General features: G+C 71.3%; 14 protein-coding genes. 2 read left to right on the top strand and 12 right to left on the bottom strand.

Annotated features, from left to right (window positions below; translation table 11 throughout):
- Positions 1–386: 386 nt before the first annotated feature.
- The 10 genes from tyrS to argC are packed head-to-tail and all read right to left on the bottom strand — an operon-like array spanning position 387 to position 9791.
- On the bottom strand, positions 387–1661 hold the full coding sequence (gene tyrS / locus ABZX11_RS15665; RefSeq protein WP_354913496.1) for a tyrosine--tRNA ligase: 1275 nt from the start codon (positions 1659–1661) through the stop codon (positions 387–389).
- A 32-nt stretch (positions 1662–1693) separates the two neighbouring features.
- Positions 1694–2323: a DNA-3-methyladenine glycosylase gene (locus ABZX11_RS15660; protein WP_176171292.1), complete on the bottom strand. Its 630-nt coding sequence runs from the start codon at positions 2321–2323 to the stop codon at positions 1694–1696.
- A gap of 46 nt (positions 2324–2369) precedes the next feature.
- Positions 2370–3785 (bottom strand): argininosuccinate lyase, encoded by a 1416-nt coding sequence (argH, locus tag ABZX11_RS15655; protein ID WP_354913494.1) that lies wholly within the window; start codon positions 3783–3785, stop codon positions 2370–2372.
- 30 nt (positions 3786–3815) lie between these two features.
- The gene (locus tag ABZX11_RS15650; RefSeq protein WP_254896841.1) at positions 3816–4073 is read right to left on the bottom strand and encodes an argininosuccinate synthase domain-containing protein; all 258 of its coding nucleotides are present in this window, start codon (positions 4071–4073) and stop codon (positions 3816–3818) included.
- Positions 4070–4570 (bottom strand): arginine repressor, encoded by a 501-nt coding sequence (locus ABZX11_RS15645; RefSeq protein WP_176171294.1) that lies wholly within the window; start codon positions 4568–4570, stop codon positions 4070–4072. Before ABZX11_RS15645 ends, ABZX11_RS15650 begins: the two co-directional genes overlap by 4 nt.
- Positions 4567–5493 carry an ornithine carbamoyltransferase gene (gene argF / locus ABZX11_RS15640; RefSeq protein ID WP_176171295.1) on the bottom strand — a complete coding sequence of 309 codons (927 nt, stop codon included), beginning with the start codon at positions 5491–5493 and terminating at the stop codon, positions 4567–4569. Before argF ends, ABZX11_RS15645 begins: the two co-directional genes overlap by 4 nt.
- Positions 5493–6695, bottom strand: a complete 1203-nt coding sequence (locus tag ABZX11_RS15635; protein WP_176171296.1) for an acetylornithine transaminase — start codon at positions 6693–6695, stop codon at positions 5493–5495. The genes argF and ABZX11_RS15635 overlap by 1 nt, the downstream gene beginning before the upstream one ends.
- Entirely contained in the window at positions 6692–7609 is a 918-nt protein-coding gene (argB, locus tag ABZX11_RS15630) for an acetylglutamate kinase (RefSeq protein ID WP_354913491.1), read from the bottom strand. Before argB ends, ABZX11_RS15635 begins: the two co-directional genes overlap by 4 nt.
- Complete coding sequence (argJ, locus tag ABZX11_RS15625) at positions 7606–8766, bottom strand: bifunctional glutamate N-acetyltransferase/amino-acid acetyltransferase ArgJ (protein ID WP_354913489.1); 1161 nt, start codon at positions 8764–8766, stop codon at positions 7606–7608. The genes argB and argJ overlap by 4 nt, the downstream gene beginning before the upstream one ends.
- On the bottom strand, positions 8763–9791 hold the full coding sequence (gene argC / locus ABZX11_RS15620) for an N-acetyl-gamma-glutamyl-phosphate reductase (protein WP_354913487.1): 1029 nt from the start codon (positions 9789–9791) through the stop codon (positions 8763–8765). The genes argJ and argC overlap by 4 nt, the downstream gene beginning before the upstream one ends.
- A 74-nt stretch (positions 9792–9865) precedes the next feature.
- Here argC and ABZX11_RS15615 point away from each other — a divergent pair, with 74 nt between their 5' ends.
- The gene (locus tag ABZX11_RS15615) at positions 9866–10822 is read left to right on the top strand and encodes a YafY family protein (RefSeq protein ID WP_354913485.1); all 957 of its coding nucleotides are present in this window, start codon (positions 9866–9868) and stop codon (positions 10820–10822) included.
- Between the two features lie 154 nt (positions 10823–10976).
- Here ABZX11_RS15615 and ABZX11_RS15610 read toward each other — a convergent pair whose 3' ends face one another.
- Both ABZX11_RS15610 and ABZX11_RS15605 read right to left on the bottom strand, forming a co-directional pair.
- Positions 10977–11474, bottom strand: coding sequence for a helix-turn-helix domain containing protein (locus tag ABZX11_RS15610; protein ID WP_176171301.1), 498 nt, complete (start codon positions 11472–11474; stop codon positions 10977–10979).
- A gap of 203 nt (positions 11475–11677) precedes the next feature.
- Entirely contained in the window at positions 11678–13261 is a 1584-nt protein-coding gene (locus ABZX11_RS15605; RefSeq protein WP_354913483.1) for an alpha/beta hydrolase, read from the bottom strand.
- 193 nt (positions 13262–13454) lie between these two features.
- On the opposite strand from ABZX11_RS15605, the gene ABZX11_RS15600 reads away from it, so the two are divergent.
- Positions 13455–14144, top strand: a complete 690-nt coding sequence (locus ABZX11_RS15600; protein ID WP_354913481.1) for a DNA alkylation repair protein — start codon at positions 13455–13457, stop codon at positions 14142–14144.
- Positions 14145–14219: the final 75 nt, after the last annotated feature.

Raw genomic sequence — 14219 nt, 5'->3', positions numbered from 1 at the left:
GCCAGCGTTCGTCCTGAGCCAGGATCAAACTCTCCAACAATGAATAGTTTAATCGAGGCAAATGTATTGCTCTCAAAGGAAACCCCGACGAGGGGTTTCATATAAGCTCTACTGGCTTAGTTCACTAGCACACTGTTGAGTTCTCAAGCAACACACCCCGAGTTCGCCGCGATCAAGCGGCTCGCTCGAAGCGAGTCATTCCTAGCAGTTTTTGGTGGGACACCCACTCAATCGCGATCCGCGAGAGCTTGGTTCGTGTCCCGGCGGCCACCCGGTTTCCCTGGCGACTTGGAGAACTTTACACCCCCTCCGAGGGCCCGGAACAGGGGGGTACCTTAACCGCGTTCCCGCAGGTCAGGGGCCTGTTCCGGGCCGCTGGAGGCCGGTCAGCCGCCGAGCGCGACGCCGGCGACGTTGCGCTTACCCCTGCGGACCACGAGCCACTTGCCGTGGAGGGCGTCCTCCCGGGCCGGCTTCCACTCCTCGTCCGCGATCTTCACGTTGTTGACGTACGCGCCGCCCTCCTTGAGGGTGCGGCGCGCGGCGCCCTTGCTGTCCACCAGGCCGCCGGCGAGCAGCAGGTCGACGATCGTCGGCTCGCTCGCCGGGTCGACCTTGCCGTTCGGTACCTCGGCCATCGCCGCGTCGAGGGTGCGTTCGTCCAGCTCACCGAGCTCGCCGCGGCCGAAGAGCGCCTGGCTGGCGTTGATCACCTGCCGGGTCTGCTCCTCGCCGTGCACCAGCGTGGTGAACTCCTCCGCCAGCCGCTTCTGCGCGGCCCGCAGGTGGGGACGCTGTTCGGTGTCCTCGGCGAGCGCGGCGATCTCCTCCTGGTCGAGGAAGGTGAACATGCGCAGGTAGCGGACGACGTCGGCGTCACCCACGTTGACGAAGTACTGGTACCAGGCGTACGGCGAGGTCATCTCCGGGTCGAGCCAGAGGTTCCCGCCGCCGGTGGACTTGCCGAACTTGCGGCCCTCCGCGTCGGTGACCAGCGGCGCGGTCAGCGCGTGCACGCTCGCGCCGTCCGTCCGCCGGATCAGGTCGACGCCGCCGACGAGGTTGCCCCACTGGTCGGACCCGCCGACCTGCAGCTTGCAGCCGTACTGGCGGTGCAGTTGGAGGTAGTCCTGCGACTGCAGGAGCAGGTAGCTGAACTCGGTGTACGACATGCCGTCGCCCTCGAGCCGCCGCTTCACCGTCTCCCGGTTGAGCATGACGTTGATCGAGAAGTGCTTCCCGACGTCGCGCAGGAACTCCAGGGCGGTCTGCTGGCCCGTCCAGTTGAGGTTGTTCTCCACGATCGCGCCGGTCGGCGAGTCGTCGAAGTCGACGAACCGTTCGAGCTGGCCGCGGATGCGCCCGGCCCACTCGGCGACCACGTCGAGGGTGTTCAGCGTGCGTTCCCCGGTGTCACGCGGGTCGCCGATCATCCCGGTCGCGCCGCCGGCCAGCACGATCGGCCGGTGCCCGGCGCGCTGGAACCGCTTGAGCATGAGCAGCGGGACCAGGTTGCCGGCGTGCAGGCTGGGCGCGGTCGGGTCGAAGCCGCAATAGAGCGTCACGGGACCCTGGTCGAGCTCGCGCCGGAGGGCGTCGATGTCGGTGGACTGCGCGATCAGGCCGCGCCAGGACAGCTCGTCGAGGATGTGTTCGCTCACGCCTGTAGATCCTCCCGCACCTGGTCAACCGACTAACCGGCGGGTCGGACCCGTCGTTTCCCGCCGCGCCGGTAGGTGGACACGGCCGCCGACGCGGCGTCCCAGAATCGCCACGGCGTGTCCATCGCCATCGCGACCCCGACGCGCGGGCCACTGCGGATCCGCTCGGCCGGGACCCGCTCGCCGACGTACAGCCGGACCGGCGACGCCGGGTCGGTCAGGTCGACGCCGTTCTCGCCGCGGTCGATGCGCAGCACCGACGTGAGGATCGCCGGCCCCTTGGCGAGCTCGCCGGTTCCCCGCGCGTTCGGCCGCCGCTTGCGGACGACGTCGAGGCCGGTGACGACCTCACCCGCCCGCAGCAGCACCGCACCGGCGACGCCGTCGGTCGAGCCGACGATGTTCGCGCAGAAGTGCATCCCGTAGACGAAGTAGACGTACAGGTGGCCGGCCGGGCCCCACATGACGGCGTTGCGCGGGGTCTGGCCGCGGTAGCAGTGCGACGCCGGGTCGTCCTCGCCGCGGTAGGCCTCGACCTCGACGAGCCGGACGCCGACGGTGCCGTCGGGCCCGTCGGCCTCCAGCACCGAGCCGAGCAGCAGGTGGGCCAGGTCAACGGGGTCCAGCGCCAGCTCCTCGCGCGTGAACAGCCGGTCGCTCAACGCCGCTCCCCTCGTCCCGGTGACCCGGCCGAGCGTAACCAGGGGCTCAGTTCAGCCACTGGCGGGCCGCGGTGACGCGCTCCTCCAGCCGCGCGCGTTGCTCGGCCACGCGGGCCGGGGCGGTGCCGCCGCGGGCGTCGCGGGAGTTCACCGAGCCTTCGACGGTGAGGACCTCGCGCACCGCCGGCGTCAGCGCCGGGTTGATCTTCTCGAACTCCTCGTCGGTCAGCTCGTCCAGGCCGACGCCACGGGACTCGGCGACGCGGACGCTCTCGCCGGCCGCTTCGTGCGCGACGCGGAACGGGACGCCCTGGCGCACCAGCCACTCGGCGATGTCGGTGGCCAGGGTGAAGCCGGCCGGGGCCAGCTCGGCGAGCCGCTCGGTGTGGAAGGTGAGCGTGGCCAGCATGCCGGCGATCGCCGGGAACAGGAGCTCGAGCTGCTCGACCGAGTCGAACACCGGCTCCTTGTCCTCCTGCAGGTCGCGGTTGTAGGCCAGCGGCTGCGCCTTGAGGGTGGCCAGCAGGCCGGTGAGGTTGCCGATCAGCCGGCCCGCCTTGCCGCGGGTGAGCTCGGCGACGTCCGGGTTCTTCTTCTGCGGCATGATCGAGCTGCCGGTGGCCCAGGCGTCGTCCAGCGTCACGTAGCCGAACTCGGCGGTGTTCCAGATGATCACCTCTTCGGCGATCCGCGACAGGTTCACCGCGAGCATCGCGACGGCGAAGGCGAACTCGGCGACGAAGTCGCGCGAAGCCGTACCGTCGATGGAGTTCTCGACGCTGGTCGCGAAGCCCAGCTCTTCGGCGACGGCCTCGGGGTCGAGCCCCAGCGACGAGCCGGCGAGCGCGCCCGAGCCGTACGGCGACTCGGCCGTGCGGGCGTCCCAGTCCTGCAGGCGCGAGACGTCGCGCAGCAGCGCCTGGCCGTGGGCCAGCAGGTGGTGGGCCAGCAGCACGGGCTGGGCGTGCTGCAGGTGCGTGCGGCCGGGCAGGATCGCGTCCGGGTGCCGCTTGGCCTGCGAAACCAGCGCGTCGACGACCTCCAGGGTGCCGGCGACGACGCGGCGGGCGGCGTCGCGCAGCCACATCCGGAACAGCGTGGCCACCTGGTCGTTGCGCGAGCGGCCGGCGCGCAGCTTGCCGCCGAGCTCGGTGCCCGCACGCTCGAGCAGGCCGCGTTCGAGGGCCGTGTGCACGTCCTCGTCGGCGATCGTCGGGGTGAACGCGCCCGACGCGACGTCCTGGGCGAGCGTGTCCAGCGCGGCCAGCATGCCGGCCAGCTCGTCTTCGGTGAGCAGGCCCGCTTTGCGCAGCACGCGGGCGTGCGCGCGGGACCCGGCGATGTCGTAGGGCGCCAGGCGCCAGTCGAAGTGCGTCGACGCGCTCAGCGCGGCCATGGCCTCCGCCGGACCGCTGGCGAACCGGCCGCCCCACAGCTGCACCGGCTGCTCGTTCCCGCTCACTGTTCTCGCTTCTCCTCGGTGTTCGTGTGTTCAGGCGACCGTGATCCGGCCGTCGTACAGGACCAGGCGGACACTGGCACATCCGCGGGCGGTCCGCCGTTCGAGTGCGGCGCACGCTTCGCCGCGCCCGATTCTCTGCGCTTCGCCACGCGCGTTCAGCATCCGGTGCGCTTCGGCGACGGAGACGGTCTCGCCGTCGATCGCCACCGGGATCCCGTGGTCGAAGGTGATCACGACCTCGTCCGGGGCGAGGAACTCCCCCTCCGCCGGGAAGATGTCGCCGATCATGGCGTTCCTTCGTCCGCCGATCGCTGGGCGAGCGCGGCGAAGCGCTCCGCGAGTTCCTTGCCCGTCAGCGGTTCCCGGGCGATCACGGCGACGGTGTCGTCCCCCGCGATCGAGCCGACGACCTCTTCGAGCGCGGCCCGGTCGATGGCGCTGGCCAGGAACTGCGCCGCACCCGGCGGCGTCCGCAGCACCATCAGGTTGCCCGACGAGTCGGCCGAAACCATCAGCTCCGCGAGCAGCCGGGAGAGCCGCGACGTGCCGCCCTGCACCCCGCGGACGGGACTGCCGTCCTCCGGGATGACGTAGACCGGCGCGCCCGAGTCCGGACCGCGCAGCTTGACCGCGCCGAGCTCGTCGAGGTCGCGCGACAGCGTCGCCTGGGTGACCTCGATGCCTTCGGCGGCCAGCAGCTTGGCCAGCTCGGTCTGGCTGCGGATGGTCATCGTGGACACGAGCTCGGTGATCCGCGCCTGCCTGCCCACCCGGCTGCCGGTCATCGCCTGCTCTCCTCGAACAGCCAGACGAGCAGCGCCTTCTGGGCGTGCAGGCGGTTTTCGGCCTCGTCCCAGACCGCGCTGGCCGGCCCGTCGATCACCTCGTCGGTGATCTCCCAGCCGCGGTGGGCCGGCAGGCAGTGCAGCACGATGGCGTCGTCCGCGGCCTTCTTCAGCAGCTCGGTGTTGACCTGCAGGGCGCGGAACGGGCCCACCCGGTCGAGGCCGTCGTTCTCCTGCCCCATCGACGTCCACGTGTCGGTGACGAGCACGTCCGCGCCGTCGACCGCCGCGTACGGGTCGGTGAAGACGGTGGCGGTGCCGCCGGTCTCGTCCGCGCGCTTCTTCGCGTCCAGCATCACGCCCTGGTCGGGCTGGAAGCCGACCGGCGAGACGACCCGGACGTGCATCCCGGCGGTGACCCCGCCGAGCAGCAGCGAGTGCGCCATGTTGTTGGCGCCGTCGCCGAGGTAGACGAGCGTGAGCCCCTCGAGCTTGCCCTTGCGCTCGCGGATCGTCATCAGGTCGGTGAGCACCTGGCACGGGTGGAACTCGTCGGTGAGCGCGTTGACCACCGGGATCGACGCGGCCGAGGCCATCGCCTCGATGCGCTTCTGCGCGAAGGTGCGCCACACGATCCCGTCGACGTACCGCGAGAGGACCCGCGAGGTGTCCTCGATGGTCTCTTCGCGGCCGAGCTGCATCGAACGGCCGTCGACGATCACCGGGTGGCCGCCGAGCTGGCTGATGCCGACCTCGAAGGAGAACCGGGTCCGCGTCGAGTTCTTCTCGAAGATCGCCGTGATCGACTTGCCGGCGAGGGTCTTGTTTCCCAGCGGGTCGGCCTTGAGTTGGTCGGCGAGGTCGAGGATGGCCTTCTGCTCGGCCGGACTGACGTCGTCGTCGCGGAGGAAGTGGCGCAGCATCAGTCGGAGTCCTTCGTGGTGGAGTCGAGCGCGTTCGGGAGGGCGGCGAGGAAGCCTTCGGCCTGGTCGCCGTCGAGGACGAGCGGGGGCGCGAGCCGGACGGCGTCCGGCGCGACCGGGTTGACGAGGTAGCCGGCGGCCTGCGCGGCCTGGGCCACCGCCGCCGAGACCGGCTGGTTGAGGGCGATGCCGAGCAGCAGCCCGGCGCCGCGCACACCGGCGACGAGTGGATGGCCCAGCGCCTCGACCCCGGCCGTGATGTCCTTGCCCAGCGAGGCGACGTGGTCGAGGAGGCCGTCGGCGGCGATGGTCTTGAGCACGGCCAGGCCGGCCGCGCAGCAGACCGGGTTGCCGCCGAAGGTGGTGCCGTGCTGCCCCGGCTTGAGCAGGTCTCCGGCCGCGCCGACGCCGATCACCGCGCCCAGCGGCAGCCCGCCGCCGAGGCCCTTGGCCAGGGTGATGACGTCCGGGACGATGCCGGCCTGCTGGTAGCCGAACCAGGTGCCGAGCCTGCCGAGGCCGGTCTGCACCTCGTCGAGCACCAGCAGCGTGCCGGTGGCCTTGGTGATCTCGCGGGCGGCCTGCAGGTAGCCGTCCGGCGCCGGGATGACGCCGGCCTCGCCGAGCACCGGTTCCAGGAAGACGGCCGCGGTTTCGGTGTCGACGGCGGCCTTGAGCGCCTCGACGTCCCCGAACGGCACGTGCTCCACACCGGGCACCAGCGGTTTGAAGGCGTCGCGCTTGGCGGGCTGGCCGGTGAGGGTCAGCGCGCCCATGGTCCGGCCGTGGAACGCGCCTTCGGCGGCGACGACCTTGGTGCGCCCGGTCAGCCTGCTGATCTTCAGCGCGGCTTCGTTGGCCTCGGCGCCGGAGTTGACGAACAGCACCTTGCCGTTGCCGGTCAGGCCGGCCACGTCGAGCAGCGCCTCGGCGAGCTCGACGGCCACCGGGTTGACGTACAGGTTCGACGTGTGGCCGAGCCGCTTGATCTGCTCGGTGACGGCTTCGACGACCGCCGGGTGCGCGTGGCCGAGCGCGTTGACGGCGATGCCGCCGACCAGGTCGAGGTACTCGCGGCCGTCGGCGTCCCACACCTTCGCGCCCTCGCCGCGCACCAGCGTCAGCTTCGGTGTGCCGTAGTTGTCCATCAGGGCGGACTGCCAGTGTTCCTGGCCCTCCACATTGGACTTGAGGTCGGTCACGGGAGCTCCGTTTCGGGGAAGACCATGGTGCCGACGCCGCGGGAGGTGAAGACCTCCAGCAGCACCGAATGGGCGAGGCGGCCGTCGATCACGTGCGCCCGGCGCACGCCGCCGCGGATGGCGCGCACGCACGCCTCCATCTTCGGGATCATGCCGCTGGCCAGGCCGGGCAGCATGGTTTCCAGGCGGTCGACGCGGACGCGGTCGATCAGCGACGACCGGTCGGGCCAGTTCGCGTACAGCCCTTCGACGTCGGTGAGCACGACGAGCTTTTCGGCGCCCAGCGCGGCCGCCAGCGCACCCGCGGCCGTGTCGGCGTTGACGTTGTGCACGACGCCGTCGACGTCCGGGGCGACCGTGGACACGACCGGGATGCGGCCCGCGTTGACGATGTCGAGCACCGCGTCCGGGTTGACCTCGGCGACCTCGCCGACGAGCCCGATGTCGACCTGTTCACCGTCCACAGTGGCCTGTTTGCGCTCGGCGGTGAACAGCCGGGCGTCCTCGCCGGAGATGCCGACCGCGTACGGCCCGTGGGCGTTGATCAGCCCGACCAGCTCGCGGCTGACCTGCCCGGTGAGCACCATCCGGACGATGTCCATCGTCTCCGGGGTGGTGACGCGCAGGCCGCCCTTGAACTCGCCTTCGACGCCGAGGCGCTTGAGCATCGCGGTGATTTGCGGGCCGCCGCCGTGCACGACGACCGGGCGTAGGCCGGCCAGCCGGAGGAACACCATGTCCTCGGCGAAGGCCGCCTTCAGCTGGTCGTCGATCATCGCGTTGCCGCCGTACTTCACCACCACGGTGGCCCCGTGGAACCGCTGCAGCCAAGGCAGCGCCTCGATCAGCACCCCGGCCTTTTCGGCCGCCGTCGCGAGTCGTTCGTCCGCGGAAATCAGAGCCTCCTGGTTCATGAGGAGTACGCGCTGTTCTCTTCGACGTAACCGTGCGAAAGGTCGGTGGTGTAGATGGTCGCCGTGCTCGTGCCGACGCCGAGGTCGACGACGATTTCGATGGCCCGGCCGGTGAGGTCCGCTTCCGACCGGTCCGCGGCGGGGACACCCTGGGCGAACAGGGTGACGCCGTTGATCGCGATCGACACGGCCTCCGGGTCGATCCGGGCCGGCACCCGGCCGAGCGCCATCGCGATCCGGCCCCAGTTCGGGTCGGAGCCGAACAGCGCCGTCTTGACCAGGTTGTCCTCGGCGATCGTGCGGGCGACGGCGATCGCGTCCGCCTCGGTGGCCGCACCCCGCACGGTGACGTCGACGTCCTTGGTCGCGCCCTCGGAGTCCGCGCGCAGCTGGAGCACCAGGTCGTGGCTGACCGCGGTGAGCAGCTCGGTGAGCTCCGCTTCGGTCGGCTCGGCCCCGCTCGCGCCGGACGCCAGGACCAGGACGGTGTCGTTGGTGGACGTGCCGCCGTCGACGTCGAGCCGGTCGAAGGTGACATGGGTCGCCGCGCGCAGGGCCCGGTCGAGGGTTTCCTTGTCCACCACGGCGTCGGTGGTCAGCACCGAGAGCATGGTGGCGAGGTTCGGTGCGAGCATGCCCGCGCCCTTGGCGAAGCCGCCCACGCTCCAGCCGTCGTCGTGCTTCGCAAACGCTTGCTTCGGCTTCGAGTCGGTGGTCATCACGCCCTTGGCCGCGTTGAGGCCCGCTTCCGGGCTCGCGTCGAGGGCCTTGAACGCGGTGTCCACTCCGGACAGGAGCGCGTCCATCGGAAGCCGTTCGCCGATCAGGCCGGTGGAGCAGACGGCGACCTCGATCGCGCCCGCCTGCAGGACTTCGGCGACCTTCTCGGCGGTGGCGTGGGTGTCCTGGAAGCCGCCCGGCCCGGTGGCCGCGTTGGCGCCGCCCGAGTTGAGGACGACGGCCTTCAGGCGCTGCTGCTTGAGCACTTCCTGCGACCACAGCACCGGCGCGGCCTTGATGACGTTGCGGGTGAACACGCCCGCGGCGACGTCGAGCGGGCCTTCGTTGACGACCAGCGTCAGGTCGAGCGCGCCGGAGGCCTTGATCCCGGCGGCGACGCCGGCGGCGCGGAAGCCCTGGGGGCCGGTGACGGTCACGGTGCCACTCCTACGGTGGAAAGCCCGGTGGTTTCCGGGAGGCCTAGGGCCAGGTTCATCGACTGGACGGCACCGCCGGCGGTGCCCTTGGTGAGGTTGTCGATCGCGGCGACAACGACCAGTCGCTTCGCGTCGGCGTCGACCGTGACCTGTAGCTGGGTGTTGTTCGAGCCGAGCGTCGCCGACGTCGTCGGCCAGGCACCCGCGGGCAGCAGCTGGACGAACGGCTCGGCGTCGTAGGCCTTTTCGTAGGCGGCGCGGGCGGCGGCCTCGTCGACGCCGTCCTTCAGCGGGGCGCTCGCCGTGGTGAGGATGCCGCGGGGCATCGGCGCCAGCACCGGCGTGAAAGACACGGTGACCTTCTCCCCGGCGACGGCCGAGAGGTTCTGCGCGAACTCGGGGGTGTGGCGGTGGGCGCCGCCGACGCCGTACGCGCTCGCCGAGCCCATCACCTCGGAGCCGAGCAGGTTCGGCTTGAGGCTCTTGCCGGCGCCGGAGGTCCCGGTGACCGCGACGATCGTGACGTCGGGCTCGATCAGCCCGGCGGCGAACGCGGGCGCCAGCGCGAGCGAGCCGCCGGTCGGGAAGCAGCCGGGCACGGCGATGCGCTTGGTGCCGGCGAGCTTTTCGCGGGCGCCCGGCAGCTCGGGCAGGCCGTACGGCCACTGGCCGGCGTGGTCGCCGCCGTACCAGCGCTGCCAGTCGCCCGCGTCGGCCAGGCGGTGGTCGGCGCCGAGGTCGACCACCAGGACGTCCGGGCCGAGCTGCGCCGCGAGCGCCGCGGAGTGCCCGTGCGGCAGCGCGAGGAAGACGACGTCGTGGCCGGCGAGGGTCTCCGGCGTCGTCTCGGCCAGGACGCGGTCGGCGAGCGGGACGAGGTGGGGCTGGTGGACGCCGAGCTTCGTGCCTGCGCTGCTGGCGGCCGTCAGCGTGCCGATCTCGACCTCGGGATGGGTCAGGAGCAGGCGCAAGAGCTCGCCGCCCGCGTACCCGCTGGCTCCGGCCACCGCGATGTTCACCGTCATACGCATGATTATGCACGCCCTTGCAAGTCTAAACAAACCCGGAGTGGTGGCCGCCACCTTGGGATGCTGGGCGCATGACGGACACCCCGGCCCGGTTGCTCGGCCTGCTCTCGCTGCTCCAGACGCCCCGCGAGTGGCCGGGCAGCGAGCTGGCCGAGCGGCTGGGCGTCACCCCGCGCACCATCCGCCGCGACATCGAGCGGCTGCGCGACCTGGGCTACCCGGTCGAGGCCAGCCGCGGTGTGGCGGGCGGCTACCGGCTGGTGGCCGGCACCGCGATGCCGCCGCTCGTGCTCGACGACGAGGAAGCCGTCGCGATCGCGGTCGGGCTGCGGACCGCGGCCGGCCAGACGATCGACGGGATCGAGGAAGCGTCCGTGCGGGCGCTCGCCAAGCTGGAGCAGGTGCTGCCGGCGCGGCTGCGCCGCCGGGTGGGCACGATCGGCACGGCGACGGTCGCCGTGCCGGCCACCGGGCCCGTCGTGGACCCGGCGCAGCTGACGGTGTTCGCCGGGGCGATCACCAACCACGAGACCGTGCGGTTCCGCTACCGCGCCCACGACGGCGCCGAGACCCGGCGCCGGGCCGAGCCGCTCCGGCTGGTCGCCGCCGGCCGCCGCTGGTACCTGGTCGCCTACGACCTCGACCGGGCGGACTGGCGCGTGTTCCGCGCCGACCGCGTCCGCGAGGCGCAGGCGACCGGCGGCCGGGTGGCGCGGCGCGAGCCACCCGCCACGGACCTCGCGGCCTACGTCCTCGACCGGTTCTACGACCTGGCGGCGTCTTACCGGGCCGTGGCCGTGCTGGCGGAACCGGCGGCGCGGGTGGCGCCCCGGCTCGGCCAGGCGGCGGGCGAGCTGACCGACCTCGGCGACGGCCGGTGCCGGTGGCGCAGCCACACGGACACGCTGGACTGGCTCGCTTTCCGGCTGCTGGGGCTGGGCTGCGCGTTCGTCGTCGAGGAACCGCCGGAGCTGATCGCGCACCTGAAGGCGCTCGCCGCCCGCGCGGCCGCCGCCGTGCCGGACTGACCTGTGGTGCTGCACTGCTCTCCTCCCTGAGGGTGCTTCGGCGAGTGGTGGTGAGAGCTCCCGGTACTCGGAGGCTGCTACTTCCGGTCGCCTCCGAGGTCCGGGCGATACTGCGGTGGGCCGGTCCCCCTGCGGACCGGCCCACCGCCGCCGCTCAGCCCGGCTCGCCTCCGTCCAGGTCCGTGCGCCTGCTCGGCGGCACCGGGAGGTAGCAGCCCGGGTTCTCCGGGTCGCAGCCCACGCGGGGCAGGCGGGCGCGGATGCCGCCGGGGGTGCGCTCGAAGTACGCCGCGATCTGCGCGACGCTCTCCCCCGCGATCCACCGGGTCTCCAGCTCCGCGTCCATCTCCTCGCTCCACGGGCGGCCCTGCTGGGCAGGACGGCCCGCGGATCTTCGCCGCGGACCGCGGCCGGCTCCGGTCGCGGACAGCAACCCGTCCGCGACGAGCTCCGCCACCGTGTCCGCCACCGCGACGTCGAGGTCGAGGCTGCCCTCGGCGACCGGTTCGCCGCCGGGGCCGCCGGCTTCCAGGGTGATCATCACCCGGGGTGTGGGTTCGGCGCGGTCGACGTCCGTCCTGGTCGAGACCACGATCTGATAGGTGTTGTCGGCTGCCCGGACCTCGGTCCGGCGCTCTTCGATGATCGACATGCCACGAAGCTAGCGCGCACCCCCGACAATTTTCGGCCACGCGCTGCTCACGGCCCACTCCGCTCCGAAATTGTCGGACCCCTCCCCTAACGTCTGCGGCGACCACGAACCGTCACGAGGAGGCGACGATGGGACACCGGCGGACAAGACGCTGCCCCGGTCCGGAAGCACCGGGCCGGGGCAGCGGGGTGGAGCGGGTTCGCTCAGAAGTGCAGCAGCTGGGCCAGCGTGTTCTGCTTCTCCTGGGCGGCCTTCGCGGAGTTGTCCGACTTCTGCGCCGCGGCGCCGTCGGGCACCGGCTGCGGCACCGGGTCGCACTGGACGTCCGAGTGGTTGCCGGGCTGGCGCTTCGGCAGCGCGCCGGTGGCCAGGTAGTCGGCGACCTTGTCGTCGACACAGGCCACTCCGGACAGCGAACCGGCGTGCGTGGTGCCGCCCGGCGCGCTGATCAGGCTCGAGTTCGGGAACCGCTTCCGCACCTCGAGGCTGCCGGGGTACGGCGTGGCGGCGTCGAGCTCTTCGCTGATGAGCAGGGCACCGGCCACCTTGCGGCCGTCGACGTCCACCGGCTTGCCCGCCTTCGCCGGCCAGAACGCGCAGGGCGCGTTGAACCAGGCGTTGCCCCAGGTCTCGAACGGGGCCTTGAAGTAGGTCAGCCAGTTGTCGACCCGCCACCGGTTCCAGTCGGTCGGCCACTGGACGTCGGTGCACTGCACGCCCAGGTACACGGCGAAGCCGTTGTCGTTGCCCGGCGGGTTCGAAGCGTCGTAGAGCTTCTTCAGCGTCTGCCAGTCACCCTTGTGCACGTAGCCGTCGAAGGCCTCGGCCATGTCGGTCCAGCCGAAGACGTAGTAGCCGGCCTGCAGGAAGATGTCGGTCCACTCGTCACCGCCGATGACCCCGCCCGCCGGGTCCTTGGCCAGCTTGCGCTGGGTGGCGTACCACAGCTTCTCGACGGCTTCGCCGGTCGTGCCGAGGTGGTAGACGCTGTCGTACTTCGCGAGCCAGTCGAAGTAGATCTTGATGTTCTTGTCGAACGCGACGTCCTGGTCGAGGTTGGCCTGGTACCAGACCTTCCGCGGGTCGACGTTGCCGTCCAGCACCATCCGGCGGACGTTCTTCGGGTACAGCGTGCTGTACACCTGGCCGAGGTAGGTGCCGTAGGAGAAGCCGTAGTAGTTGATCTGCTTCTCACCGAGGGACTTGCGCAGGCTGTCCATGTCCTGCGCGACGTCGGTCGTCTTGAGGTGGTTCAGGATCTCGCCGTTCTTGCGGCACGCGTCGGCGTACCCCTTCGAGCGGGCGAGCCAGGTCTTCTCCAGCTGCACGGTGGTCGGCACGTACGCCGGCCGGTTGTAGCTGAAGTAGTTCCCGTCGCAGGTGAGCGCGGGCTTGCTGGAACCGACGCCACGCGGGTCGAAGCCGATCCAGTCGTAGCTGTCCCCGGCGCCGTTCGGCACGTACTTGCCGAGCACCGACAGGCCGAGGCCGGAACCGCCCGGCCCGCCCGGGTTCACCAGCATGATGCCCTGGGACTGCGCGGTCTTGTGCTTGATCCGCGAGACGGCGAGGGAGACCTTCGCCCCGCCCGGCTTCGCGTAGTCCATCGGCACGTCGAGGAAGCCGCACTCGGCACCGTTGGCCTTGAGGCTCGCCGACGTGCAAGGCCCCCAGGCGATCGGCGCGGGGGCGAACTGGGCCCCGGGTTCCGCCGAGGCGGCGGGCGCGGCGGCTATCAGCCCGGCCGCGAGCCCCGCGGCGGCGACGGCGGCAACGAATTTTTTCACAGTCGTCCTTTTCATCCGCTTTCGACAGCGTTCGGCAGATTTCGAAAAAACTACCGGCAACCAGGGTCAATCTCGCTGACCGACGCGGCTTGCGCCATCCGCCTTTCGTCGGGACCTGCGGCGCGCGCACGGCGCCGGAACTGTCGGTGGCCGGCAGTACGCTCCGGGGCGCCCGAGCCCGACAGGAGGACCGATGAGCGCGGACGAAAGGCTGGTCAGGGCGGTTCGCGCCGGGCTGGCGGAGCTGGCCGACCCGGCGAAAGCACCGGCGATGCAGGCGTACATGAAGTCGGCCATGCCCTTCCGCGGGGTGGCGAAACCCGAGCGCAGCACGCTCCTCAAGCGGGTGCTGGCCGAACACACATTGACCGATCGGGTGACCTTTTCGGCGACTGTCCTGGAGTTGTGGCGAGCCGCGGAATTCCGCGAGGAGCGCTACGCGGCCATCGATCTTTCCGGGTACCCGGCCTACCGGCGGTGGCAGGACCCGGAGCTGGTCCCGGTGTACGAGGAAATGATCGTCGACGGCGCCTGGTGGGACTTCGTGGACGAGGTCGCCATCCGCCGGATCGGACCGATCCTCCGCGAGCACCGGGCCCGGATGACACCGGAGCTGCTGGCCTGGGCCGACGACACCGACCACTGGCGCCGCAGGACGGCGATCATCTGCCAGGTGGGGGCGAAGGGAGACACCGACACGGACCTGCTCACCCGGGCCATCGAGCCGTCGATCGGCGAGCCGGAGTTCTTCCTGCGGAAGGGGATCGGCTGGGCGCTGCGGGACTACGCGAAGACGGCGCCGGAGTGGGTGCGGTGCTTCGTGGAGGAACACCCGGGGTTGTCCGGGCTGTCGAGGCGGGAGGCGCTCAAGCACATCGGCTGAGGGCGGACGCGGCCGTGCCGGGAGGGTCGGCTGGCGTACCCGGAGAGTCGGCCGGCGTACCCGGAGAGTCGACTG

The organism is Amycolatopsis sp. NPDC004169 (assembly GCF_040610315.1).
Taxonomy (GTDB): domain Bacteria; phylum Actinomycetota; class Actinomycetes; order Mycobacteriales; family Pseudonocardiaceae; genus Amycolatopsis.
The sequence above is the reverse complement of the archived record's forward strand: the minus strand, read 5'-3'. Positions and strand labels throughout refer to the sequence as shown.

What these genes read in the sequence shown, in the direction of transcription:
- argC (WP_354913487.1), bottom strand. Translation starts at nt 9,791, where the DNA reads ATGACGGTGAACATCGCGGTGGCCGGAGCCAGCGGGTACGCGGGCGGC.
- ABZX11_RS15610 (WP_176171301.1), bottom strand. Translation starts at nt 11,474, where the DNA reads ATGTCGATCATCGAAGAGCGCCGGACCGAGGTCCGGGCAGCCGACAAC.
- ABZX11_RS15645 (WP_176171294.1), bottom strand. Translation starts at nt 4,570, where the DNA reads ATGACCGGCAGCCGGGTGGGCAGGCAGGCGCGGATCACCGAGCTCGTG.
- argB (WP_354913491.1), bottom strand. Translation starts at nt 7,609, where the DNA reads ATGAACCAGGAGGCTCTGATTTCCGCGGACGAACGACTCGCGACGGCG.
- argF (WP_176171295.1), bottom strand. Translation starts at nt 5,493, where the DNA reads ATGCTGCGCCACTTCCTCCGCGACGACGACGTCAGTCCGGCCGAGCAG.
- ABZX11_RS15615 (WP_354913485.1), top strand. Translation starts at nt 9,866, where the DNA reads ATGACGGACACCCCGGCCCGGTTGCTCGGCCTGCTCTCGCTGCTCCAG.
- ABZX11_RS15600 (WP_354913481.1), top strand. Translation starts at nt 13,455, where the DNA reads ATGAGCGCGGACGAAAGGCTGGTCAGGGCGGTTCGCGCCGGGCTGGCG.
- ABZX11_RS15650 (WP_254896841.1), bottom strand. Translation starts at nt 4,073, where the DNA reads ATGATCGGCGACATCTTCCCGGCGGAGGGGGAGTTCCTCGCCCCGGAC.